This is a genomic window from Candidatus Nitrosocosmicus sp. T (assembly GCF_054408485.1).
On the sequence record NZ_CP166992.1, the window covers coordinates 2,883,424 to 2,907,606 of the forward strand.

General features: G+C 33.6%; 24 protein-coding genes, 1 tRNA gene and 2 pseudogenes. 7 read left to right on the forward strand and 20 right to left on the reverse strand.

What is annotated here, in order from left to right; translation table 11 throughout:
• Window positions 1-14: 14 nt before the first annotated feature.
• The 11 genes and pseudogenes from AB0A59_RS14895 to AB0A59_RS14945 all read right to left on the reverse strand — a co-directional run bounded on the left by AB0A59_RS14895 (window position 15) and on the right by AB0A59_RS14945 (window position 10,380).
• Window positions 15-737 (reverse strand): urease accessory protein UreF, encoded by a 723-nt coding sequence (locus AB0A59_RS14895; RefSeq protein ID WP_458745035.1) that lies wholly within the window; start codon window positions 735-737, stop codon window positions 15-17.
• Window positions 727-1,278 carry an urease accessory protein UreE gene (locus AB0A59_RS14900; RefSeq protein WP_458745037.1) on the reverse strand — a complete coding sequence of 184 codons (552 nt, stop codon included), beginning with the start codon at window positions 1,276-1,278 and terminating at the stop codon, window positions 727-729. The genes AB0A59_RS14895 and AB0A59_RS14900 overlap by 11 nt, the downstream gene beginning before the upstream one ends.
• Before the next feature lie 120 nt (window positions 1,279-1,398).
• Entirely contained in the window at window positions 1,399-1,812 is a 414-nt protein-coding gene (locus AB0A59_RS14905) for a hypothetical protein (RefSeq protein ID WP_458745039.1), read from the reverse strand.
• A 6-nt stretch (window positions 1,813-1,818) separates the two neighbouring features.
• Window positions 1,819-3,378, reverse strand: coding sequence for a TCP-1/cpn60 chaperonin family protein (locus AB0A59_RS14910; protein ID WP_458745041.1), 1,560 nt, complete (start codon window positions 3,376-3,378; stop codon window positions 1,819-1,821).
• A gap of 113 nt (window positions 3,379-3,491) precedes the next feature.
• Window positions 3,492-5,219, reverse strand: a complete 1,728-nt coding sequence (ureC, locus tag AB0A59_RS14915; RefSeq protein WP_458745043.1) for an urease subunit alpha — start codon at window positions 5,217-5,219, stop codon at window positions 3,492-3,494.
• A gap of 12 nt (window positions 5,220-5,231) precedes the next feature.
• A complete protein-coding gene (locus AB0A59_RS14920; RefSeq protein ID WP_458745045.1) occupies window positions 5,232-5,606 on the reverse strand; it encodes an urease subunit beta in 375 nt (124 codons plus the stop codon).
• A gap of 64 nt (window positions 5,607-5,670) precedes the next feature.
• Entirely contained in the window at window positions 5,671-5,973 is a 303-nt protein-coding gene (locus AB0A59_RS14925) for an urease subunit gamma (RefSeq protein WP_196817341.1), read from the reverse strand.
• Window positions 5,974-6,087: 114 nt separating this feature from the next.
• Complete coding sequence (locus tag AB0A59_RS14930; RefSeq protein WP_458745047.1) at window positions 6,088-6,690, reverse strand: hypothetical protein; 603 nt, start codon at window positions 6,688-6,690, stop codon at window positions 6,088-6,090.
• A 185-nt stretch (window positions 6,691-6,875) separates the two neighbouring features.
• Window positions 6,876-7,109: an urea transporter gene (locus AB0A59_RS14935; protein ID WP_458745049.1), complete on the reverse strand. Its 234-nt coding sequence runs from the start codon at window positions 7,107-7,109 to the stop codon at window positions 6,876-6,878.
• Window positions 7,110-7,332: 223 nt separating this feature from the next.
• Window positions 7,333-8,013, reverse strand: a pseudogene (locus AB0A59_RS14940) (urea transporter); the annotation flags it as partial.
• A gap of 87 nt (window positions 8,014-8,100) precedes the next feature.
• The gene (locus AB0A59_RS14945) at window positions 8,101-10,380 is read right to left on the reverse strand and encodes a sodium:solute symporter family transporter (RefSeq protein ID WP_458745051.1); all 2,280 of its coding nucleotides are present in this window, start codon (window positions 10,378-10,380) and stop codon (window positions 8,101-8,103) included.
• Window positions 10,381-10,586: 206 nt separating this feature from the next.
• Here AB0A59_RS14945 and AB0A59_RS14950 point away from each other — a divergent pair, with 206 nt between their 5' ends.
• Window positions 10,587-11,126 (forward strand): Lrp/AsnC family transcriptional regulator, encoded by a 540-nt coding sequence (locus AB0A59_RS14950; RefSeq protein ID WP_458745053.1) that lies wholly within the window; start codon window positions 10,587-10,589, stop codon window positions 11,124-11,126.
• A gap of 30 nt (window positions 11,127-11,156) precedes the next feature.
• Here the strand turns inward: AB0A59_RS14950 and AB0A59_RS14955 are convergent, their stop codons facing one another.
• Window positions 11,157-12,053 (reverse strand): ParB/RepB/Spo0J family partition protein, encoded by an 897-nt coding sequence (locus tag AB0A59_RS14955; RefSeq protein WP_458745055.1) that lies wholly within the window; start codon window positions 12,051-12,053, stop codon window positions 11,157-11,159.
• A 261-nt stretch (window positions 12,054-12,314) separates the two neighbouring features.
• Here AB0A59_RS14955 and AB0A59_RS14960 point away from each other — a divergent pair, with 261 nt between their 5' ends.
• The gene (locus AB0A59_RS14960) at window positions 12,315-12,773 is read left to right on the forward strand and encodes a universal stress protein (protein WP_458745056.1); all 459 of its coding nucleotides are present in this window, start codon (window positions 12,315-12,317) and stop codon (window positions 12,771-12,773) included.
• A 142-nt stretch (window positions 12,774-12,915) separates the two neighbouring features.
• On the opposite strand, the gene AB0A59_RS14965 is transcribed toward AB0A59_RS14960, so the two are convergent.
• Both AB0A59_RS14965 and AB0A59_RS14970 read right to left on the reverse strand, forming a co-directional pair.
• The gene (locus AB0A59_RS14965) at window positions 12,916-13,440 is read right to left on the reverse strand and encodes a hypothetical protein (RefSeq protein ID WP_458745058.1); all 525 of its coding nucleotides are present in this window, start codon (window positions 13,438-13,440) and stop codon (window positions 12,916-12,918) included.
• Between the two features lie 254 nt (window positions 13,441-13,694).
• Complete coding sequence (locus AB0A59_RS14970) at window positions 13,695-13,853, reverse strand: hypothetical protein (RefSeq protein ID WP_458745060.1); 159 nt, start codon at window positions 13,851-13,853, stop codon at window positions 13,695-13,697.
• 304 nt (window positions 13,854-14,157) lie between these two features.
• Here AB0A59_RS14970 and AB0A59_RS14975 point away from each other — a divergent pair.
• The 4 genes and pseudogenes from AB0A59_RS14975 to AB0A59_RS14990 all read left to right on the forward strand — a co-directional run.
• Window positions 14,158-14,367 (forward strand): annotated as a pseudogene (locus tag AB0A59_RS14975) (aquaporin); the annotation flags it as partial.
• 340 nt (window positions 14,368-14,707) lie between these two features.
• Window positions 14,708-15,121 carry an ATP cone domain-containing protein gene (locus AB0A59_RS14980; RefSeq protein ID WP_458745062.1) on the forward strand — a complete coding sequence of 138 codons (414 nt, stop codon included), beginning with the start codon at window positions 14,708-14,710 and terminating at the stop codon, window positions 15,119-15,121.
• Between the two features lie 110 nt (window positions 15,122-15,231).
• Entirely contained in the window at window positions 15,232-15,558 is a 327-nt protein-coding gene (locus AB0A59_RS14985; RefSeq protein WP_458745064.1) for an antibiotic biosynthesis monooxygenase, read from the forward strand.
• Between the two features lie 486 nt (window positions 15,559-16,044).
• A complete protein-coding gene (locus AB0A59_RS14990; RefSeq protein WP_458745066.1) occupies window positions 16,045-17,103 on the forward strand; it encodes an LLM class flavin-dependent oxidoreductase in 1,059 nt (352 codons plus the stop codon).
• Between the two features lie 330 nt (window positions 17,104-17,433).
• Here the strand turns inward: AB0A59_RS14990 and AB0A59_RS14995 are convergent.
• Window positions 17,434-17,524 (reverse strand) — tRNA-Pro (locus AB0A59_RS14995).
• 92 nt (window positions 17,525-17,616) lie between these two features.
• Between AB0A59_RS14995 and ahbA the strand changes: the two genes are divergently transcribed.
• A complete protein-coding gene (gene ahbA / locus AB0A59_RS15000; RefSeq protein WP_458745068.1) occupies window positions 17,617-18,630 on the forward strand; it encodes a siroheme decarboxylase subunit alpha in 1,014 nt (337 codons plus the stop codon).
• Between the two features lie 32 nt (window positions 18,631-18,662).
• On the opposite strand, the gene AB0A59_RS15005 is transcribed toward ahbA, so the two are convergent.
• From AB0A59_RS15005 to AB0A59_RS15025, 5 genes are all read right to left on the reverse strand, one after another.
• Window positions 18,663-19,655 carry an aldo/keto reductase gene (locus AB0A59_RS15005; RefSeq protein WP_458745070.1) on the reverse strand — a complete coding sequence of 331 codons (993 nt, stop codon included), beginning with the start codon at window positions 19,653-19,655 and terminating at the stop codon, window positions 18,663-18,665.
• The gene (locus AB0A59_RS15010; RefSeq protein ID WP_458745072.1) at window positions 19,655-20,482 is read right to left on the reverse strand and encodes a DUF1802 family protein; all 828 of its coding nucleotides are present in this window, start codon (window positions 20,480-20,482) and stop codon (window positions 19,655-19,657) included. The genes AB0A59_RS15005 and AB0A59_RS15010 overlap by 1 nt, the downstream gene beginning before the upstream one ends.
• Before the next feature lie 79 nt (window positions 20,483-20,561).
• Entirely contained in the window at window positions 20,562-21,395 is an 834-nt protein-coding gene (locus tag AB0A59_RS15015) for a chlorite dismutase family protein (protein WP_458745074.1), read from the reverse strand.
• Window positions 21,396-22,456: 1,061 nt separating this feature from the next.
• A complete protein-coding gene (sufC, locus tag AB0A59_RS15020) occupies window positions 22,457-23,248 on the reverse strand; it encodes a Fe-S cluster assembly ATPase SufC (protein ID WP_458745076.1) in 792 nt (263 codons plus the stop codon).
• Between the two features lie 168 nt (window positions 23,249-23,416).
• Window positions 23,417-23,929, reverse strand: coding sequence for a cupredoxin domain-containing protein (locus tag AB0A59_RS15025; RefSeq protein ID WP_458745078.1), 513 nt, complete (start codon window positions 23,927-23,929; stop codon window positions 23,417-23,419).
• Window positions 23,930-24,183: the final 254 nt, after the last annotated feature.

Genomic DNA, 24,183 nt, shown 5'->3' on the forward strand with positions numbered 1-24,183 from the left:
AATAAAGGAAAAAATCAAGTTATAAACATTTTTGAATCCATTTGTTCATGATGCATTTGAATTATATCAAGTTGAGGAATAAATTGCCACATACTATTAAGAGGTCTATTGATATTTTTTTTCACCGTTGATAAAATCACTGGTTTCATCTCATCTATAAGCATCTGCCCTTCAATATGCTGCAGAATACCCAATCTAAGAGTAGCTCCAATTACACTAACAACAAATCCATATAGCAACATCAAACCAGATCGCTCCTTAGTTATTTTCATAGAATTACATCCTAAGGCGAATGATATAGGATAAACACCCTTTGCATTACCGCTTTTAATATTTTTTGAATAGAAATCCAAATATTCATCGTTATGAATAAATGCAGAAACACATCTTAGGAACTGGATTCCTGATCTTGTTGAAGCTGAACGAGTTTCATCTACTAGCCTCATAAAATAATATGTAGTATCCAATTCTAACAACGATTTAAAGTCTTTCTTTAGAATACTATCATACACATTACCTATAACACAGCAATCAGTGGGTCCAATTTGCTGTACAAGGTAAGCTTTGATAAAATCCAAAATCTCGCCGTATGTTAGCTTTCTGTTTTTATCATAGAATAATAATTCCAGGCCATTTGAAGTGGTATACAAACCGGTAGGAAAAAAAGAATCAGATAATTGTAAGAAACTTAAATCCGCAATGGACAGTGTGGATTTATTAGTCTTTTCAGTGGGCATGAATATCAAAACCTTGATCAGGCTCGAAAATGAGGTGCTCGGAGCGAATTTCTATATAGTCTCTTAAATCTGACAACATTCTTAAGAATAGATTTATTTCATCTGGACTTTGAATAGGAAAAATGATATCACGATTTTCGATTTTTAATGGCCTATGTAAGTTTCCAATAGTATGTCCTACTTTTATTGCCACATTAGTAAGTTCATCCTCGTTAGATTGCTTATGTTCATGATCATGTTTATGATTATGTGTATGGTTTTTAATATTCAAGATAGCCACAAGCTCGGGAGATAATTTTATGACAATCATTTTAGTTTCATCAAGAAAAACTACATCACCATCTTTAAGATGGGTTCTAGAGGGCAAAATAAATCCGATATCAGTTTCTTTGTCTGAAACCTTTCTCATTCTAACCTTCTCGGTTTCAGATCTCGCAATTACTACATTCTCGACGGTATTTTTTTTTATCGACTCTTCATATTTTTGATGTAATTGTGGATCTTTCTTTATATTTCCTATAACAGTTGTAATGGTTAACATCAGATACCATATAGAGGTTAATCTTATCCATAAAAACAATTTCAAAATTCTTTAATCCTAATTTGAGTCAATATATGTATCAAAATTATTTTCTGAGCGTGAACAAAAATAACTAGAAATTTAGGTTTTATTATCTATATTGACGTTGTTATCATGAAATTCTAGATTATTGGTATTGTTATTTAGATCTGGATTTGTATTCCTTATTTTGTTCACAGCCGTTATCATATTTTGTAAATTTTGAGTATAATCATACTTTCCGTAGTGTTTATAGTTGCTAGGATTTAATTCTGCAAATACTAGTCCTCCGTCAGATATTTCAACCTTTGAACCAACCTCAAATTTTTGAGCTACCACACATTGTCTTACCAAGTGATAGGGATAATCAAGATTGAGGTGAGATTTGGGATCTATTAAACCTGAAATCGAAGACAATTTTCCAAATTTGACAATTACATGTCTAATTTGCAAAGGGTCGATGATTAACATGGAATCATCAATATTAGATTTTTCAGTACAATGCCTAATTTGCAACAGTAATCACCTTTTTGAATCAGCAAGTGCTTGAGGATTCAGGTCGTCTGCAGCTAAATTCTTATCAATCCTCAAAACAGATTTGGCCATTTCGCCTGATGCTTCCAATGCCATTGTTTTTACTAAAACTGGATCTAAAACACCTTTAGAAACCATATTTACAATTTCACCACTGTCGATATCCACTCCATAACCATCGGGGGAAGCTTTAGCATTCATTACTTTTTCTAAACCGTTAAATCCGGCATTTGTTAATATTTGTCTCATAATACTTTCTAGTGCAGATGTTACTACTTCTAGGCCTACTTGCTCCAATCCACTGAGTTTAAGTTTTTTAATTTTTTCAATTATATGCAATTCGGCAGCACCACCACCTGGAACAATTCCGTAATTTAATGCAGCTTCTGCGGCATTAATTCCATCAATTGTTGATCTCCATCTCTCTAACGATGTTTCCTTTGTAGAACCAGATATCAGGATAGTGATGATCTTCTTTCCACTGCCGTTTTCCAAATATATTATACCATTATTCTCATCCTCGTAGATTTTCTCAGAAACACCAAGGATATCGGTATTCTTTAAATCATCTAGTGTTCGAACTGGTTTTGCGCCTGTGTACCTTGACAAATATTCTATTTCTTCGTTTGAAATGTGAACCGCAAATAATCCCTTTGATACAAACAGATCTTCAACTATTTGATCCACTTCAGGTGAAGCTATAAAAAGAGTATTTGCGCCCGTTTCAACTATGGCATCAACAATTTTTTTTGATTTTTCCAAACGATCTTTTTCCATAGTAAGAATATCTTGATATTTGCTATTTTCTTTGATCCATGACTCTTTTACTGGTTTTAAATCCAATCTCACAATTAGAATTTTTGAATTTTCAACTTTGCTGGGAAGTTCGGGATCGATTCTTTTTCTTTCCAAAACAATGCCATTAAAAATTTTATCCTCAACATCTACTCTTCTTATTACCTGTACTGCCTTATCAAAATCATACAATCCGTTATAAATTGCATCTTTTCCTACAGTACGCAACGCATTAACTACCAACGTATGCAATACTCGACCATCCAATTTTGATGACAAGCTCGTTTTTACGATTTGATCGAGTTCAGCAGCATCAAGACTGATCTTTATGGCACTTTTTTTTAGCAATTCACAAGAATGTTTTATGCCACTTTCAATGCCTTCAACGACTTTAGTTGGATGCACTGCAAGCTCTCGAATTAATCTTTTACCTTCTTTGATCATCTCAGCTGCCAAAATGACAGCCGTTGTTGTTCCATCACCTACTTTTTGCTCTTGCCTTTCTGCAATTTCTACTATCATTCTCGCGACAGGATGAATTGCTCTCAGTGAAAGTAATATGGTAACACCATCATTAGATACATGTCTATTCATTGACTGATCGATCAAAAGTTTATCCAGGCCTTTTGGCCCTAGGGTGGTTCTCACCGTTTCAGCTACGGCCATTACGGCGTTTGAATTAGACTCTAAAGCATTGAATTCAATATTTTCAGCAATGGGCTTCCAAACTCCAAAATTTTGTGGTGAAGACATAATTTTTAACATTAAAGACCAAGAGATAAATGTATCAGAAATAATACTGAATAGAAATTAAAGGAAGAAGATTTTAATAAGAAAAAAAGATAGTTGGGAGGGGTAGAGGAACCTTATGCCATAAAGTATCTCTGTGCTAATGTTAGTTCCTTTGCCGGATCAACGGTAGCAATCTGCCCGTCAATCTTTACTTCATATGTTTCAGGATCAACAGTGATTTCGGGTGTTTTATCGTTCCACATCATGTCTTTCTTTCCTATACTTCTACAATTGCTTACAGGCAATACAGTTTTTTCTAATCCCAATTTCTGAGGAACACCTAATTCTATTGCTTTTTTTGACATAAAAGTAAAAGAAGTCTTCTGTACAGCCCTACCCATGGCACCAAACATTGGCCTATAATAGACGGGTTCTGGTGTTGGCAAAGAAGCATTTGGATCTCCCATTATAGACCAAGCAATAAATCCTCCTTTAAAGACCATCTTAGGCTTTGCAGCAAAGAAAGCAGTATTATACATGACTATATCAGCATACTTTCCTGCTTCTAGGGAGCCAAGGTGATCAGAAACACCATGAGTGATTGCGCAATTAATTGTAGTTTTTGCAATATAGCGTTTTGCTCTTAAATTGTCGTTGTCGCCTTCCTCATCTTTTAGTTTTCCTTTCATTTTTTTCATTTTGTCGGCCGTTTGCCATGCACGAATTACAACCTCTCCAATTCTACCCATAGCTTGACTGTCTGATGAATACATACTAAGAATGCCCTCATCATGCATTACATCCTCGGCTGCGATAGTTTCAGCTCTAATTCTAGAGTCCGCAAAAGCCACATCTTCTGGAACAGCAGGGTTAAGGTGATGACAAAACATGAGCATATCAAGGTGTTCATCAACAGTATTGACAGTGAATGGCCTAGTAGGATTGGTTGAAGAAGGTAAAACATTTTGTTGGGATGCTATAGCAATTATATCCGGTGCGTGACCACCACCTGCTCCTTCTGTATGGTAACTATGAACAACTCTTCCATCTATAGCATTAATAGTATCTTCCAAATAGGCACATTCATTTATTGAATCAGTATGGATTGCAACCTGAACATCGGTTAAATCTGCAGCACGAAGTGATGCATCCAAAACGGTTGCTGTCGTTCCCCAGTCCTCATGATCTTTTAGTCCACAAGCACCGGCTTCGATTTGCTCCATTTGGGTGGCAAGGGAAGGATGGGAATCGTTACCTTTTCCTAAAAAGCCCCAGTTCATTGGAGTATCTTCTACAGCCTCAAGCATTCTGCTTATGTTAAATGACCCTGGAGTACAAGTAGTTGCATTTGTACCATCTGCAGGACCAGTACCTCCGCCTATCATGTTACATATACCATTGCTGATTCCATCTATATACTGCTGAGGAGAAATCATGTGAATGTGTGTATCAAAATGTCCGGGAGTACAGATTGTATGCTCACCTGCAGTTGCCTCAGTACATGCAGATACAAGTAGATTTCTATCCACGCCATCCATTACTAATGGATTTCCGGCTTTTCCAATACCTGCAATTTTACCATCTTTAATACCTATATCACCTTTGACGATCCCTAGAACAGGATCAATCACTACGGCATTCGTGATAACAAAGTCCAAAGCGCCTCCTGCATTAGTAACACCGGGTGTTTGAGCTTGACCATCTCGGAGTGTCTTGCCTCCTCCAAATACACATTCATCTCCATGATATAAGAAATCCTTTTCAATCTCAACGAAGAGATCTGTATCGCCTAAACGAATCTTGTCGCCTTTGGTTGCGCCAAATAAGTCAGTATATTGTTTTTTTGTTAATTTTAAGACCAATAATATCCTCTCCTAATTACCCATTCCTTTAAAACCAAAGAACTTGGCTTTTTCAATTGCAGATTTTTTTATATTTGTTGAATGCATACTTCCCATTGTTAAACCATTATATCCAAAACTAACTTTTGAACCCCCTAATTCACACAATTCAACTTCCTTTGTGTCACCTGGTTCAAATCTTACGGACGTGCCAGCTGGTATATTTAATCGATAACCATATGCTTGCTCTCTTGGAAAATCAAGGACTTTATTGATTTCAAAGAAGTGTGTATGAGATCCTATTTGACATGGCCTGTCACCGGTATGTTTTACAGTAATCTTTATGGTTTTCCTGTTTTCGTTGCAAAGTACATCGTCTTCAGATAAAACATATTCTCCTGGAATCATTATAAATCAATACCTCCGTCTAAATTCAATTTAGATATAATTTTAGTTGTCATTTATAATTCACCTATTGAACTGGATCATGAACGGTAACTAATTTTGTCCCGTCTGGAAATGTAACTTCCACCTGTACTGTATGTATCATCTCAGGCACTCCTTCCATAACATCCGCTCGTTTTAAAATATTTCTTGCAGACGTCATTAACTCTGCGACTGATTTTCCTTCTCGTGCTCCTTCTACAACAAAATTAGCTATATAAGCAATCGATTCAGGATAATTTAGTTTTACTCCCTTCTGTTTTCTTCCCTCGGCAATTTGGGCTGCCGTCCATATCATCATTTTTTCAATCTCTCTTGGGGCTAACATCATTTTTAATTCACATATAACAATCCTAGTGAGTTATTTTAAAATTCAAAATAATAATCAATATATATGAACTATTACCATTATCAGCTATTTAGTCGATGTCGACTAAATTGGATGTCATTTGTCAGAAATTTTAACTGGTAAACACGTCTTTAACCAATATAATGTTTTGTTGTAGGGACCATTTTTTCCAGTTGGGAGCTTGAATTCATATTTTTCTTTTACTGTATGAATGATAAGTACATTTTCCTTTACAGCAGTGCCAAGCATATTAGAAACCAAAGTTTTGGTATCAGAGTAAAATACTATTTTTTTTATGTCCTGGTATTTGATGCAAACTTCTTGAGGCATGTCTCCTGTTGCTGTTGCTGCCTCTGCTGAATCTTGTTCTTTAGAAATAAATGAATCCTTTATCTTAATGTCCGAATATTCTATTTTTTCAGACAGAATATAATAAAGATATGGCCCGATTCCAGCAACAAAACCCGGGTCTGTCAGTTTTCGTAACTTGTTTTTTTTAACCATGATAATTCTAGTCGGAGTAAATGTAAGAAGATAGTCAATCTTCATGGGTTTGCTTTTGATATAACCCGAAAGCCTTAACACAATAGGTTCTATATTTTGAACACCCATTAAATCATAGAACATTTTAATTTTTTGACTATCTGACATTTTAGAATCAGATTTAATTTTTCTCAGATTTATCTCAAGCTCGGACAATACAGTAGTAGGATACAAGATGTAAAATATTACTTTAATTGAACGATTTTAGATGATACATTAGGCAAGGTAAAGGCTGAAAAGTTCAAGAGTACATAAAAAGAAAAATGAAAAATGAAAAAATAGTAAAGCCTATTGGTTGGTGGGTTGGTTAAGTTAATCCTGGATAGATATATCCCTCGGAACTAGCCTTCGGGCCTAGACCAACCTATCCCTGCGGGTATGTTTGAGAATCCGAAAATAGCAATTAGCCAAACCCAAGCAGTAAATACAAATGGCCCAGTAAGTGCAGGTAATCCCCATTGACCAAAGAACCTTTGGAGTGCAGGCATTACTATCACCGAACAAGCTACTGTTGCAAGCACAGCCAGCAAGAATGACTGCGGTGTAAGAGGCACAAAGCTTGTTAATGCAATCATAACTAATACCCTGATTAAAGCCGTGCAAACCTATTCTTGTTTCTTGAGTAGGTAACTTCATCAATATAGATAAAGCAGCACCAATTGCTGATCCTATAAAGGCCATAACTCCAGCAAGATATAACGGCGAATATTCATTCCATTGTGCTGTATACCCATTTGTAAACCATGGTCTATCTTGAACACCAGCTATTAGAGGTGCCAATTCAAATGTCAAAGTCAGGCCTACGACCCAGAAAACACCAGTCTTCCAATTCTCAACAAAGGTAACCTGAGACACTCCTTTGAAGGTAGCAATGATAAATTCTTTGGCTGTCCATTTGAAGTTTTCAGGTTTTACTTGTAGAGGATTATCGCTCCCGGGAATTTTATCTTCTTTAGCAGACTGAGGAACTTCTGGCCAAACATCATGTCCATACCGCTTACTTGCATACATCATCGCCCAAGTGGTGAAGATAAATGATGATGTAAATCCGGGTATTGCAACAGAATTAGCAATACCGCCTTTATCATCTGGACTAAATATATCTCCCATAAAATGTGCAAACGCCATCCAAGCTACTGCAGTTATGATTGCTCCAAATATTGAGATCGTCAATGTCACCCTGTTGGCTTTTACAAAGGGTCCAGACCAGAATGCCATCCCAGTTAATATAGAATTGTATCCGAACAAGCCAAAAGTGACTAGCCCGTAATCGGCACCCAGTAGTAACGCAGTTCCTGCACCAATTAATCCTGCAGCTACCATCATGATACCTGCTTTGCGCGAAGCTATTAGGACACCAGCAAGAATAAAAATACCAGTTACTGGTGAACTAAGTAAAGGAACTTCTGAGATGCCATTAAACAGTATATAGAAGAAATCTAGAAGGGGGTCTCCCGACGAATATGTTGGTATTCCCATACAAGGATTTTGTACAGGTATAGTTTAACAATTTGTATTAAATATCAGTTTATTAATAAATAAAAAATATCTATTAATCTCATAGAATTAGTTTAGCAATAATACGGGTTTGTTAGATTCAGAAAGAATTTTACTTGTCACACGTCCACACAGATCATTAGAATTTCCTAACCCTTTTGTTCCAAGAACTATGATGTCTACATTTAAGTCATTGGCAGTTTTAATAATTTTGTTAGCGGGATCCCCTATTTTGACAACTCTTTCACATCTTTTAGAATTCTTAATAAGGATACTAGACAACACTAGCCGTCCTTCTTTCTCGACTCTTTTCATCAGCTCGGCATCGTACTCGGTATTTTGTTCATAATCATCGGGCCATTCAATTATATGTACTACATAAATTATAGAGTCAGCTTGGAAGACATGGCTAGCATAATCTAATGCCCTTATTGAAGACATGGAACCATCAACAGCAACTAGAATTCGCTTGAAATTTGTATTAGTAGGATTTTCAGAGGTATTGTTTTTGGATAGAGAAAATTTATTGTCGTAATTTCTAACTTGAAACTTTGATCTTATGATAAATAGTAGATTTGATAAAACGATTGAAATTTCTCGTTTTGATTCAATAATCGGTTTTACTATAAGAAAACAAGCTGCACATATCGTCCAGACAATACTTAGTAAAATCCAAAACAAGAAAAACTCGTAGGAAAATATATACCCAGAAAAAAATAAAGGTAATGGCCAGATCACAACCAAAATGAGGGTAAAAAAGATTCCATACTTGTACCCAAATACAGTTCTATTCTTTAATAACGATTCATCATTATCTTCTTTTATCAAAGATCTGATTCTTTCCTCTGCAATTACGATCCGCTGCTTGGTAATATTGAAATTAAAGTTGTCGGGTTTAATTAGACTCCCTAGGATAACAAGAACAAATCCAGATGTAAAGGATGTTAAATTGCCTAACAGGAGAGGAATATCATGACTGGTAGAAGCTACTGAGATATCCCCATATATAGAAAAAGCTGAAAAAAGCCATACAAAAACACCCAGCAAAAGGCCACATAATGCTGAAATAGAAGCAGAGATTTTGTTGGTTTTTTTCCATATCAAGGACAAAGATATGGGCCCTACGGCGGAGCCGATAAGAATACCCATTGATAAATAAATATACTGCAAGTTCAATCCTATATGGAACAAAGATAAAGATAGTACGCCTATGCCGAATCCAAATATCAAAACAGAATGTTTTGAAATACGCATTAATTGCCTACCAGACGCAGATGGTTTGAAATAGGTTCTATAAACATCAAATGTAAATAGAGAAGAGAACGCCACAAGTTCTGCTGATCCTGCACATGTTACCGCAGTAAATAACATAGTCAATATTAGAATACCGCCTACTTCTCCCAAAAGAGTGGAGATAGTAATAGGTGCAACTAATCCATGACTAACTTCCAAAGGAGAGAGATCTAAATGCATTGCAATTCCTGCAAGTCCTAAAGAAGTGGCAAGGGCAAACGGAATAGCAAACCAGGCCAGTCCACCTATAAAAAATCCTTTTATTAGAGATTTAGGTCGTGCTGCAATAGCCCTTTGCCAAAAGGCTTGATTTACAAAAACTGTTCCAAAGTTTCCGATTATATTGATAATACCAAAAATAAGGGCGCCAATTGAAGCTAAAGTTAAGAATGAACCGCCCGAGTTTCCTTCTACAGGATTAAGAGCACTTGCCGATTGCAGGCCTTCAAATAATCCTGTTATCCCCCCTATGTGTGGATTGAAGAAATAAATACCCACTACTAGAATTAGTATCACTATAAAAATAAATGAAGTATTTAGATAGTCTGCAAAGAAAGTAGCCTTTAAGCCTCCAAAATAAGTATACATCATTATGCTCAAAGGTATTATAAAACAAGCTATTGTAATGTCAATTCCCGTTAGGGCATTCAAGGCTACGGCCCCGCCTAACACAAGCATTGCCATAACGATAGAATTGGCTAGTAAAGCAAAAAGCAAGAATACCTTATGGCCAAACTTTCCTAATCTAAGATACAGAAATTCTGTAAAAGTATGAGAAGAGGGAGCTCGCTTTTTCAACTCAAGAGCAATCACTGCAAAAAGAATGATTTGTATACTTGCCCCTGCAGCGTACCAAAATGGGCCACTTATGCCATATTTATATGCGACAGTGGATGATTCTAAAAGAGTTGCAGCCCAAATCCAAGCAGATATTACAGATGATGCCAAAAGGCCACTTTTAATACTCCTTCCCGCTGTAGAAAACCACTCAAATGTTTTTCTTGTTCCGAGCCATTTGGTATCCACAAAAATGAGTAATAATACAATAACAGTCATTATAAGACCACCCCCAATGAAGATCAAATAACCTATTTCTTCAGAGAGAATGAATGACAATTAATTCTTAAAATTGAAATGATTTATTTAAATTAATATTAAATACGTGCTTTTTATGGTCTTTTACCCATCAAGTTTAGAATTACCTCGAAATTAAAGTTCTAAACTATAAATAATCTGATCAATTATTTTTTAATATTAAATCAATGATAGATTCCATAGACGAGTTAATTCTTTCTGCTTTGAGTAAGGATGCCAAGCAAGATTTAAATGAAATTTGGGATTTTTTAAGAAATTATGGACATAATTTAAGTTTGGATGAGATAGATTCGCGTATTAAAACTCTTGAGGATGAAAAAATAATTTCAAGATATACAATTTCTATTGACACTAAAAAGGTACCACATAGAATAATTAGAGTAGTTTTAGTTACTTTTAGACCATCACAGCACTTGGCGAGTCGAATAGAAGGATTAAAAAAGTACCTCCAAGATGCTCCCTTTGTCTTATTTTCAGGAAGAACAAGAGGTGGATATGACTGGATCACCATTCAAGTATTTTCATCTCCCGAAGTTGCCGACGAGGAAAGCGATATTTATAGAAACCTGTTTGGAGACATAATCCAAACTTACGAAGTGTACGATTTTTCGCCTCTAAAGGAACCTACATTTAATGCGTTTACCTATACAGAAAAAGAATATAAAAAATTCTTGAATGAATGGATGCCTCCTTTTCTTGGAAGATAGAAAATGGAAAATTCAAATAATTATTTCGAATTATTTTAGATATCTTGCAGTTTTAGTTATTTTTATGTTTTTAAATCTAATAGTATCATCAATTAAAGAGTGAATTTTAAGACGCAAGTCCATTAAAAAGCTTATGATATCTGTACTTTGACCTGGTTCAAAATTTAGCTGAACTTCTTCTATTATACTATCTAGTCTAGCAAGAGTAATTTTTAATGCAAGGGAAGTTTTCTTGGTTACTTTAAGCGTTTTTATATTCTTAAAATTAATATTTTCGTTTGCAATTAATTCCAAGTCATCACCTGAAATACCTTCTTTGGAAAATACAGATTTTACCTCTCTAATTTGTCGAATAGTTAATTCATTTTCTATAATATGATCGGTAAAATGAATAATATTGCTTGGTGAAACAGTGGTCAATTCCAAAGCCTGACTTACACTCAATTTATTTAGCATTATTTTTTCTTTGACATCTTGTGGAAGTTTTAAAAGCTGAATCCTGTGCGATACATATTCCTCACTTTTACCTATTTTTTTAGCCAATTCAGTAACACCGCCCCACCCCAAGTCCTGGACATATTTTCTAAATGCCTCTGCTTCTTCGAGCGCGCTCATTGATTTTCTCTGAATGTTTTCAGTTAATTGAATTTCAAACGCTTGTTTGTCATTCATTTCCCTTATTTTGCATGGAATATGACGCCACCGAAGGGACTTGCATGCATAAAAGCGTCGATGGCCAGCAACTATTTCAAAGTTATTCTGATATGGACGTATTAAAATAGGCTGTAGTAAACCGTGCTCCTTGATACTTGAAACGAGTGATTCTACTTCCTGATAATCATTAAATTTATCTCTAATGGAAAACTGTGATGGTCGAATCATTTTAATTTCTATGTGTTCCACTATACTGGTATCGAACGCATGCATATAATAAATAAAATAAGCTAGTACTTATATATTTTTATTTTCAGATATTTTATCCAAGAATCTATAAAATTTTTATGAAAATTATAAAATTTACAAGATTCAAAATCTTTTCATAAGTTTTGTATATCAAACAATATTGTTAAAATATATTTCGTTTGTCTAAGCCTTTTAAATATAAAATAGATATTTCAAGTCGCATCAATCTATTAGATTTTTAAGATAAGATACTTTTATAATAATGATAAATTCTAGTAGAAAAATATGACGTTTTCTAAAATTTTAGTTGGAATAGATGGATCAGAATATTCTAGAAATGCTGTCAAATATGCTTTAGATCTTGCTGTAAAATATGATTCAGAATTACTTCTATTAGCTATTGTTCCTTCTAAAGTTCATCATGGTGACTCATCCGGAGTATTTGGTATGGTAGCTCCATCTTATTTTAATGAATATAAGAAGGAAGCTGATAAATGGTTTGAAGAAATAATAAATCATATAAACAAGGAAACTACCATAGATAGCACTACTAGAGTCAAATCAGAGGTAATTACCACCCCATTTTCCACTCCAGCTTCAATTCTAAATTATGCAGAGGAAAGAGACGTCAACTTGATAGTAATAGGCACTAGAGGAAACTCAGGTCTTAAAAAAATGTTACTTGGTAGCGTAGCTGCAGATGTTGTTACTTATTCTTATTGCCCTGTTTTGGTAGTTAAATAAGATCTGTTTTACTTTACCCCTTGTAGGAATCATATAAGCAATAGCACAAACAAGATTAATAGTATCTGTTGATATCAAAATCAATGTTGATATCAAAATCAAAATACTTTATTGGGAACGGTACATGAAAAGGATTTATGTATCAAATCAGTTCATCCTGGTGTAATTTATCCAATAATGGTCTCAAATTAATGCCAATTTCTTTTTCCCCTAAAGTTATGTTGGAACCAATGCCCAAAACTATTGATAGCATATTTCTATCTTCCCTAGCAGTGTAAATTGAACTTCCAAATATTTTGAACTCAAGATGATTGTCATGTACCCATTGTTTCCATTTTCTTGTTCTTTGGGCATTTTCCTCTAAAGAGTTTATCACATAATCTAAATCAATTCCTTCTGCATTATCAAGTAATTGAAGTTTCACCATAGGGAGCATGACATTTCCACCTTTCACTGATTGTTTTTCTTTATTCATTTGTTCTATGATTTTGTCTTCAACTTCATGATCGTCTTGAAATTTATCCTTATCCTTATGATCTTCTATATCAATGTCGTAATTTGGAAAAAAATAGCCTGTTAAATTTTTATCCCAGTCATATATTTTATAAACAGTATCAATATATTCTAATTTCCATAGTTGATTATCTTTATTTCCCCTTCCAAACATAATAAAATTAAGTGTTAGTTGGTATTTTTAAGTTGATAAATTGTAAAATGACATTTCCATAAGATTTTTGATATGAAAATGAAGATAAATGACCCATACTTCTTGTATGGAAAAATCTTACAAATAGGAAAATTTAGGGTGATATTTAAACAGCAGATAACATGTGATGTGATTTGACTTCTAGCTAATTGTAACTGTCTGATCCTTAAAAATTCTATATAATAAAAAAATTAGTTTAGCGAATGGATAATTCCTTAATCTAACGCGTCTCTTATCTTTACCTTAGCCTTATTCAATGTTTCAGAACTGGGCTTTCCTTCAGCGTTATCTTTGGCTGTTTCTGCCTCTGCTTCAGCGTCCTGAGATGAGTTTTTAATTTTCTTTGCAACATCATCAATAACATTATCTGTCATTAACTATGGATAGTCATAATTCTTTAAATAACTAATAATATCTTTTATTAGACATTAGATCAACAATTTAGAAGAAACTATGTGATTAATCTGATAACAATCAAGAAAAATATGTTAAATGAAATTTACAGGATTCTGAAATCATAAGGAAAAGAAAAAGGAAAAATGGTTATATCCGATTTAGTTACATCTGGAGAAATAGCTGCAAATTCTATTAGTACAGACAGTTGGTGCAGTTGTATCGATGGTACATTAACAAAAGAACGCTTCATTGATAGTATTAAAAAAGCAGGATTTACCAAATGTTGTTTATACAAAAGGTTTGAAAGGATTCAGTGGTATCGTTGGACTAGATATTTGTTTTTTGGCTTTTATATTTGGATCATCAATGAATCCTGCTAGCTCATTAGCTCCAGCATTGTTATCTGGAGTATGGACCGATCTATGGTTGTACTGGAGAACAACATTTGTGGGTACCTCTGTGATTGCGTTAGTATATAGAAAAAAGGATTGAATGAATAACAAATATTGATCTACTATTGGTAACATCCGGTAACTGATGCCATTTGATTTGACCTGTTATTTCGCATAGACAATATTTGATGTACATATAACAATACAAATAATAAATATTAGAGTTTATTAAGACAATTCTGCAACATCTTTGTGATATGTTGTTTCTAAATTACCTATCTTAAAATTTTGATTTTCTTGTTCTAATGAATGAATTTGTATCACTAAATGGAATTAAGAGTAGATTAATTGAATAAAACTAACTAATTGAATTGGTAAGCCGGATAAAGTTCGACATTCTAATGATCTAGTCTTTTATAGAATTAAAGCAATATTATATAATGAGTAAGAATCCGCAAGAAAAAGCACCTTTATCCGAATTAATGGTAGAAAAAAGGAGTGGAAATTCTGAAAAATTTGATGAAGAAAAGCTTGTGAGAGGGATTAGTAGAGCTGGTACACCGTTCCTACTTGCCAAAGATATTTCAAAATCAATCACTAGTAAGCTTGCACAAAATCCTCCATTAGACAACTTCATTTATTCAAGTAAAATCAGAGAATATATCACAGAAGAATTAAAGCAGAGAAACCATGATTCAATAGCCGAGTCATTCTCAGGGTACAGCAAAAATAATGTAACCCCTATTAATGAAGAACACCTAAAAAATAATAAATATGATTCAAAAGTATCTCCTTCAGTAAATACTCATTCTAAACAGTATGTAAAAGACAAAGATAGTACGACGGGTTGGTAACTAAGTATCTTTATGAGGAACAAAGTTCGAAATGAAACACGGAAATTGAGATCATATCATTACACTGGCCAACCTTTATTTGATAAATCATTTAAATATTAACTATAACGATGACCATAATACAAAAAAACGGAAATATTATAACTTCAATAGACATTTTCACAGTAGAGGATTCATCAAAACAACAAAGACTGCTTGATATGCTTAAAGATGCAATTAAACAAATAATTAATAAACATCAAGGATTCATTTCTGCAACTGTTCACAAGAGTTTGGATGGAACAAAAGTAATAAACTACATTCAATGGCAAAATAAAGATGCAATAGAAAAAATGTTTAACGATCCCAAAGTGTTGATACATATTAATGACGTTGATCAAATTGCTAAAGCTGATAGAAATTTATATGAAATTGATTTTGTAGACGAAATTGGCTAATTTGCTGCATTTCATTACTTTTACATTCCATGATAATCTTTAAACGTTCTCGTAATTATCATTAATTTTTAATACTACTGAATTATTTGTAAATGATTGGTATTTCTAAATTAAAGGACTAGATAATTCTTTTTCTTGTTGGCTTTAATTATATTGTCAAATAATTACCTGTGCTCTTCTCCGGTATGTTTTATCTAGTTCCTCTTGGCTGTTGAAGAGCATGAAATCAAATACTAAAACTTTGTAGTCTTTTGCTTCTTCTTTGAACTTTTCCTTGTCGTATTATGTACCATATCCCTATCGGGGTCTTTTATTTTATTTCCCATTGCCTTTGCACCGGATCTAATTTTATCTACTGTTCATCTATGCTGCTCTTTATTTATCAGCTATGTTTCAGACAACTTATTAACGTCTATGACATTATGTATTGAGATAAACTAAGAATTTCATGCTTGATAAATACTATATTAATAATGCTATTATTGTATGAAATTTGTAGGTTATTGGGCATCGCAGGAACAATATTCTTTACATGATTTGATAAGTTTTGTAAAAGAAGCAGAAACGGGTGGATTTACGGCCACCATGACAAGTGATCACTTTCATCCTTGGTGGAACGATGGTGGATTTGGTAATTTCACTTGGGTTTGGTTAACTGCCGCAGCAGAAAGGACTAAAAAAATGAAGTTTGTAACGGGCGTTACTTCTCCTGTTTATAGATATAATCCTGCAATAATTGCACAGGCATTTGCGTCATTGGATGTATTGTACCCTGGTCGAATAGCTCTTGGTATTGGAACAGGCGAAGCCATGAATGAGGTTTCTGTAGGTTTTAATTGGCCCTCTGCAGAAATTAGGCTAGCCAGAACGATAGAAGCAATACAGATAATAAATAACTTATGGAATAAGAAAAAAGAAGAGCCTCAAACCAATAATGATTCCACAGTTGATTTAAAAAGTGAAAAAATTGATGATGAGGGCTTTTTAACATATGAAGGTCAATATTATAAGACAAAATCAGCTAAATTATATACATCTGCTTCCACTAATATACCTCTATACATGGCCGCTTCCGGAACAGAGGCAACTCACACAGCTGCCAAGTATACTGATGGCTTGATAACAATTACAAAACCGGATAAGTCAAAAGAGCTATTTGATGAATTTAGTAATGCTGCACTAAAAGTTGGTAAAGATCCACAAAAACTTGAAAAAATAGGAAAACCAAAAATATCGTTTTCGGAGGATTATGATGAAGCTTTTAAATCTGCAGGCTTTTGGCGAGCCGGAGAGATTAAGGACGTATTTAATACATCCATAAATGATCCAAGACAATTGCAACAAAAAGCAATGGAAGAGGTTTCAGATGATATGCTTAAAGAATCTACATTGATAGTGACATCTGTAGAAGAATTGATCAAGCCACTAGAAGAATATTTTAAAGCGGGATTTACACAAATCTATTTGCATAGTACTAGCCCGAATGAAATAGAATTTGTACAACAGTTTTGTAAAAAGGTATTACCTCATTTCGCAGAGGGTTAAATAATCTAGGAGACATTCGCAATCACTAAATTATTAAATAAATTAAAGATTGAGAGTGTTATTTAACTTGATTCAAATGAATAATGAATTATGACTAATGAAAATTCTGTAATGTAATGTTAAGAAATGATTGAACAAAGCTTAAGCGTTAGTTAATGTCACTAAACTATTCGAGGTCGAGGTTAAGAATCAATGAACCAAGGATTAGACTAAAGTCCTCTCATAAGAACAGGCAATGAGATTTGTTTATATGTCAGGTAGTCATGAGTTTGAACTATTTAGAAGAACCCAGATAATCTCTACACTACCATTACTCTAATGAATGATCAATGGGGCCAGAGGGACTCGAACCCTCGACCGCCAGCGCCCCGGGCTTATACCCAACATTGGATGGTATCCTGCCAAGCTAGACGATAGCCCCCTTGTTTATTAAAAATAAACCTCTTATTTTTAAACCTAAGTATAGAATTAATTGCAGGGAAATTCTAAGGATACATTTTAATAATTAGTTAAATGCTTTATAGCATATCATTTATGCTGGTTAATGAACTAGATGCCATAGACAAAGAAATACTTAATGATATTCAATGGTCTTTTCCTTTGGTCAAAAGACCGTTCTTAGAAATGGCAAATAAATACCAATTAAAGGAAGAAGAAGTTCTCAATAGGACTCAAAGATTAAAAGATATTGGAATTATTAGACAGATAAGTGCAATTTTTGATACTCGTAAGTTAGGATACAAGAGTGCATTAGTAGCTTTTTCAGTGGATAAAAATAAGATAGATTATGTCGCTAATGAAATAAACAAACATCCAGGTGTAAGTCACAATTACGAAAGAAATCATGAATACAATATTTGGTTTACATTGGCTGTATCTCCGGATGCAGATATGAAAGCCGATTTAGATAAAATGGCCTCCCTAGATGGAGTTTTAAAATATAGAGTATTACCAACGCTAAAAATGTATAAAATAGGCGTGAAATTGGACATGGTAAATGATGATCCTGAAAAACCCAGTCCCACCGACGATGTAAAAAAAATGGAGACAAAAGTAGAAAAAATTTCAGAAGTGGACAAAGAATACATTAGACAATTGCAAAAAGATATCGAGATAATTAGAGAACCATTCAAAACAATCACGGATAATTTGGGAATAAATCTGGAAGAGCTCTTCAACAAGGTTAAGGAATATCAAAACATAGGCATCATGAGAAGATTTGCAGCAATTCTCAGGCACAGGCAAGCAGGTTTTACCGCAAATGGAATGATAGTGTGGAATGTGCCGGAGGAAAAAATAGATCAAATAGGATCAAAAATTGCATCTTTTCCGCAAGTAAGTCATTGTTATAGACGTCCTATATACCCAGACTGGGAATTCAATCTTTTTAGTATGATTCATGCAAGAACAATTGATGCCGCTGAAAAAATAGCAAAGGAAATATCTGCAATAATTAAAATTGATAGATACAGAATATTGTTTAGCTCTAGGGAATTTAAAAAAGAAAGAGTAAAATATTTTGAGTAAATTACAAGGTTTTGTTAATTAAAAATTTTTAATTATGCCAATAATTTAGGCATATCAAAGTTTTTTTCATACATTTGCTCAATTTGGAGTTTCTCATCTTCATTCAAATAATTGCCATCAGAAATTTGAGCAAACAAATCTATTTCTTCAATGCTTGTAACAGTTGGTAAAAGAACTGAGATTTGTTTCTGTGATAGAATATACTTCATAGAAATTTCAGTAATATCCCATCCATGAGAATTAGCAATGGGTTTGAGTTTTTCTATTTTTTGCATCGCTTGTATAATCCATTCCTTTTTTCTATTATTTCTATGGTCATTCTTATCAAATACTGTATGTTCATTTACTTTACCAGTTAAAACCCCCGATGCATCGGGTACTCTAACCATTATTCCTACCGAATTATTTCTTTTATTCACAGCATTAAAAAATATCCTGCCAGGATCCTGCTCTAATATATTATACACAGTTTGTAAACAAGATATATTCCTGTTTTCTATAGCATGAATTCCTTCCTTTTCCCATCCTATTGCGGGTCCCAAAGCAACGCCATGACTCTTAATTTTTCCAGAACTTACCAATTCATCTAGTTTATGAAACAATCCATCGTTTTCTATGGCATCCATCTTGGGATTATGCAAACTATAAACATCAATAAAATCAGTTTCTAATCTTTTCATGCTTTCTGACAATGCATAATCTAAGAATTCCGGAGTGTGCTTTTGAGGAATCTCTCCATGTCCTACTTGATTTGCATTATACATATCATACCCCCATTTAGTGGAATAAATTACCTCATTGCGCATATCTTTAAAGGCCTTTGCTAACAACTTTTCACTCTTGCCCTTTCCATACATATCAGCAGTTTCATAAAAGTTAATTCCTAAATCATAAGCATGTTTTAGCATCTTTATAGATTCATCTTCTTCAAGTTTTTTTCCCCACCAGTCTAAACCTAAAGTCCATGTTCCAAATCCAATTTCACTAACTTTAATTCCGGTATTTCCTAAGTTACGATATTTCATTAAATTATACTCCTCACTTTTTCAGATAGTTTATTGAAATTATTGTCATCTATACAAGGCTTACTAATTGACTTTAGATATTCAAATGGCTTTTCGGGCATATGATTTTCAAAATATGGGATCAATTCTTGATCATTGGAGTCAATTTGAATCCAAGACTTACAGCCTACCCATCCGGGTTTATTGGTGATTTGTAATGGATTATTTAATTTGTATACCCGTAATAACAATAAATAAAGTGGTTTTTTCGGATTATAATCAAATCGAGTTTTAAGATAATCATCAGTCCATATATGGAAATTCTCTAATTTTTTTAATGTAGTTAAATCTGAAACTTCACTAAAATGAGTAATCTCAACAAATGATGTAATTTCACTTTTATTATTTGAATCAGGAAGAGTTTTGGTATTGTCCAATCCATTATTTCTGTTTAACTCATCCAGGGCAGCATGATATTCCACGCGGATTGATTCTTTAGCTTGATGTTCAAAGGTTGGGAATAAGAAAAAATTCTTGAACTTTAGTTCAAACCCGTTTCGAAATTCCATAATGCCGCCCTTTCTGAACAATAAAATTTGATTACCAGATTCTAAAGCTCTACAAACTATGGCCCATTCTTTTAATGCCCCAAGAAAATTTGTGTGAGATTTTGATTCGTCATTAAAATTTTCATGACTATTATTGACTTGGGTTGCCGGCACAGTATCTGAAGAAATCGTGGAATATGGTCCTTTAGAATCAAGACCAAATCTTTTCAATGGGCCGGTTCTAGAATTGAAACCTGTAATATCATTAAAACCATTATCTAAAAAAGAATTAGAAATCATATAAACACCAGTATTTACAATTGTATCGTTATTATAAATAAATATTATTAACCACTGATTTTTGAACAATAGGATGCTTTTAACCCAGGCTCTTAATTATCTCCTCTATATTTTTTAGGACACATGGGATCATCGGCGTATCTTTAATAATATATTTGCTAACTTGAGTTTCACGTAGGTCAATGATTAGACTCTGGAATTTTGAAAGATTGTCAGTTTCAAAAGCCAACATAAAATCCTGATCATCAATGCCGAATGAATAGGTAGTATTAAGTCGGATATCAGGATATTTTCTTCCAACTCTTATATGTTCTTCCATCATCTCTTTTCTTTTCTCAAAAGGCAAAAGATACCATTCCCGAGATTTAATAAATGGATACACTACCGCATATTGCAATGGCTCCTCTTCAGTTTCAAACCCAAGTTTAACCTGATTTGAATAAAATGATTTTCTGGTTAAAGATAGATAAGTGGATGTAGGTTCTATATATTTTCCCAGTATAGTAGTATAAATTTTTGAAGCCAATACCTGAATATTTTCTAGTGATGACGACATAGTCCAAATCATAAATTCACTATCGTGTCTTAAACCAATAGTAGAATAAGTTCTAATTTCCATCCTCTTGCGTGCAGCATTTAATAACTCAAGAAACTCGCGTGAAGCTTCGTCTTTGCCCATCTCATTCAGCCAACGCCACTTGGGATCGACTTTATAAAATGTAAAGGTAAAGAATTTTTCACTGTCATTTTTGTTATCGGATTCATTGGTCTTGGCACCCGATAATTCAGGAGCTTTGGTAGTTGTACCGCTCACAACATCATCTTTTATTGGAATATTTAAATTATCAATTTTATTTTTTTTTATACTAGATAAATTATCAACTTCTGAAGGGCTTTTATTCTTGTTTCTCATTATTTGTATGCTGTTCTAAATTAATAAATAGTTTAATAATTCACTCCGCGCTGATGACCCTGTCACCTCAACGATAGATCTTTATCTTACGGTCGTTCAAATATGATCGAACAAGCATAATCATATTCAAAGAGCATGCGTGGATTTACATAACACATCCAGGGTGCCAGCATATTACGATCATGAACCTCTGCCTTTTAATGGTTTATTGATATATTAGTAGAGAGTTATATCGTCATTTACTATATGTTTAAATAAAAGACACTAGAAGACACCAAAGCGTAATGAATTATCCTAATATATATGTATATAGCAAGACCAACTTATATAACGTTAGTTATTAGTCATCTAGCCACGTAAATTAATATGAAAATGAACAAATAAACATTGATTGTCATTAATGTTAGTAGGGTTTTGCATAATAGAGACTAGCATAGATATTCTGAAAAAGATATATTAAAGACAGGATTTACATCTTTTTATCTATATGTTACTACAAATTATAAAAAATACTGCAATTTTGACTAGTTTCAAGTCAAACTAGAGCCAATAACACCAAATTCAGACCTGGTGAGTGAATTCACCTCTAATCAGATTATTAAATTGATATGTCTTTCCATATTCATATCACAAAAAATAGTCGTGTTGAATTTAGCTCTACGAACGAGCGCTTTTATTCTAAATGAAGTAATTGTTGGATGTTCCAGACGACAGATTATACTGGTTTTTGCCTTTTGCTTGCAAAAGGACTTGAGACGTCTTGGTTGCAATCAGTAAAACCGGGAGAGAATAATAAACTTATTTTAAAATAAATGGAAAATATAATTAAGATTATGAGTGTGTAGAACTTATCTAGAGGGTCGATATTTTTGTATATCTGTCTCATTCATAAAATAATATCATAACTATGGTACACCACTGATAACACGGTCTGTCAGTATCCAGATATATTAAATATTGGAAATGACTAAGATAATCTCATATTGCCTCCTTATTAATCTAGTTAATTTAAGGAGTGTGATGAGAAAGATCTGTTTAGTTAACTTGGCTCTAGATGTCTTTTAAACAGTACCTACTGCTTCATCAGATAGTCCAAGCCAAGCATATCCTTTTGACTCTAATTCCTCCGATAACTCCCTTCCTGCTGTTTTTATTATTTTACCTTTTGACATCACATGTACCTTATCTAGTTTATTCAAAAAACGCAAAATCCTCGCATAGTGCGTAATAACGATTACTCCTGCACCCGTTTCAATTAATTTATTTATGGCCTCAGCAACAGACTTTACAGCGTCAATATCCAATCCAGAATCAGGTTCGTCAAGAATTGCAAGATTGGGTCTCAAAACAAGCATTTGCATTACTTCAGACCTCTTTTTTTCTCCTCCAGAAAAACCTTCATTAAGATATCTACTTAAAAAGCTTGGATCTAAACCTACATTATCAAGATTTCTCTTTAGATATTCGTGGAATTCCTTTACGGTTATGAAAACTTCTCGATCCTTTTGTTCGGCTGTCAAAGATTTACTTAACAAATTATAGGCATTGCGTAAGAAATGACTATATCCTACCCCAGACACTTCAGTAGGATATTGAAATCCTAAAAATAATCCCTTCCTTGCTCTTTCATCTGTTTTTAAATCAATAATGCTCTCATTATTAACTAAAATATCACCCGAAGTTATAGAATAACGCGGATGACCCAACAAAACGTTGGCTAACGTACTTTTACCCGAGCCATTTAATCCCATGATGGCGTGAACTTCGCCTTTATTGACATCCAAGTTAACACCGTTAAGTATTTTTTTATCTTCAATATTTACATTTAGATCTTTGATGGTTAAGAACGACATAAAATTTTATGTATCAATACATAATATAAATATTCGTCAAAATAACGGTGTTATAATTATAAAATTTATATATTCTATTTAAATTTGATTAATTAATTTATTAAAATATAATATTTTATAATAATTTTTAAAAAAGAATACAAAGAAAATAAATTTTTGTTAAAAAATTTAGGTTATAGTTATTTTTCCTTTCATGAATGGATGAACAGTACAGTAGTAATCATGTTCACCTGGACCCATTTTTTCTGCCGGTACGCTGGCTTTAGCAGCGGGCATTATGATACTGGTATCGAAAAGTTTGGCGGTTTCTGGGTCTTCAGGTCCGGTTCCGCTAGTAGCGGTGTGTGGAACAGTATCTTCGTTAACCCATGTCACTAATGCATCACTCGTGGCACTAGCAGGATCAGGCCCATAGGCAGGATTTCCTTGGGTGGCAGAACCCTGTAATATTTTCACTTCAACTTTATTGGCAAATGCAGATTCATCTACAACTTCCGATGACTCCTCTGCTGCATCGGTAGCAGTAGCTACAGGAGCCGGTGGAAGTTCTTGTCTGTAAATAGAATCAACTATACCCGGTTTTGGAATAGCTGCAGTAAACAGATAATAAGCAATTATTCCTACTATAACCGCCATCACCATAAGCGTAGAAAAAGCTCTTTTGTCAGTCTTATCAGCCATATTGACAACAAATTGTATAAAACGCCCTTATTAATTTCTTTTATGATTTTATTTAATCAATTAAATGTAATTTCAAATTTATCTGTTATTAATGGAAAAGAATTTGCTCAATTTACGAATCCAAATGATATAACTTTTATTTCTGATTTCTGACATTTTTATTGCAACGAAAGAATGCTAAAGGGGAGGGAAAGAATCAACTGCAGTATATGTAATAATAGAATTGGTGATTTTAAATATGAGGCAATGCCACA

Coding starts and splice junctions, on each gene's coding strand:
- AB0A59_RS14895 (WP_458745035.1), bottom strand. CDS start 737: ATGCCCACTGAAAAGACTAATAAATCCACACTGTCCATTGCGGATTTA.
- AB0A59_RS14900 (WP_458745037.1), bottom strand. CDS start 1,278: ATGTTAACCATTACAACTGTTATAGGAAATATAAAGAAAGATCCACAA.
- AB0A59_RS14910 (WP_458745041.1), bottom strand. CDS start 3,378: ATGTCTTCACCACAAAATTTTGGAGTTTGGAAGCCCATTGCTGAAAAT.
- AB0A59_RS14920 (WP_458745045.1), bottom strand. CDS start 5,606: ATGATTCCAGGAGAATATGTTTTATCTGAAGACGATGTACTTTGCAAC.
- AB0A59_RS14925 (WP_196817341.1), bottom strand. CDS start 5,973: ATGATGTTAGCCCCAAGAGAGATTGAAAAAATGATGATATGGACGGCA.
- AB0A59_RS14935 (WP_458745049.1), bottom strand. CDS start 7,109: ATGATTGCATTAACAAGCTTTGTGCCTCTTACACCGCAGTCATTCTTG.
- AB0A59_RS14945 (WP_458745051.1), bottom strand. CDS start 10,380: ATGACTGTTATTGTATTATTACTCATTTTTGTGGATACCAAATGGCTC.
- AB0A59_RS14950 (WP_458745053.1), top strand. CDS start 10,587: ATGATAGATTCCATAGACGAGTTAATTCTTTCTGCTTTGAGTAAGGAT.
- AB0A59_RS14955 (WP_458745055.1), bottom strand. CDS start 12,053: ATGCATGCGTTCGATACCAGTATAGTGGAACACATAGAAATTAAAATG.
- AB0A59_RS14960 (WP_458745056.1), top strand. CDS start 12,315: ATGACGTTTTCTAAAATTTTAGTTGGAATAGATGGATCAGAATATTCT.
- AB0A59_RS14965 (WP_458745058.1), bottom strand. CDS start 13,440: ATGTTTGGAAGGGGAAATAAAGATAATCAACTATGGAAATTAGAATAT.
- AB0A59_RS14970 (WP_458745060.1), bottom strand. CDS start 13,853: ATGACAGATAATGTTATTGATGATGTTGCAAAGAAAATTAAAAACTCA.
- AB0A59_RS14980 (WP_458745062.1), top strand. CDS start 14,708: ATGAGTAAGAATCCGCAAGAAAAAGCACCTTTATCCGAATTAATGGTA.
- AB0A59_RS14985 (WP_458745064.1), top strand. CDS start 15,232: ATGACCATAATACAAAAAAACGGAAATATTATAACTTCAATAGACATT.
- AB0A59_RS14990 (WP_458745066.1), top strand. CDS start 16,045: ATGAAATTTGTAGGTTATTGGGCATCGCAGGAACAATATTCTTTACAT.
- ahbA (WP_458745068.1), top strand. CDS start 17,617: ATGCTTTATAGCATATCATTTATGCTGGTTAATGAACTAGATGCCATA.
- AB0A59_RS15005 (WP_458745070.1), bottom strand. CDS start 19,655: ATGAAATATCGTAACTTAGGAAATACCGGAATTAAAGTTAGTGAAATT.
- AB0A59_RS15010 (WP_458745072.1), bottom strand. CDS start 20,482: ATGATTTCTAATTCTTTTTTAGATAATGGTTTTAATGATATTACAGGT.
- AB0A59_RS15015 (WP_458745074.1), bottom strand. CDS start 21,395: ATGAGAAACAAGAATAAAAGCCCTTCAGAAGTTGATAATTTATCTAGT.
- sufC (WP_458745076.1), bottom strand. CDS start 23,248: ATGTCGTTCTTAACCATCAAAGATCTAAATGTAAATATTGAAGATAAA.
- AB0A59_RS15025 (WP_458745078.1), bottom strand. CDS start 23,929: ATGGCTGATAAGACTGACAAAAGAGCTTTTTCTACGCTTATGGTGATG.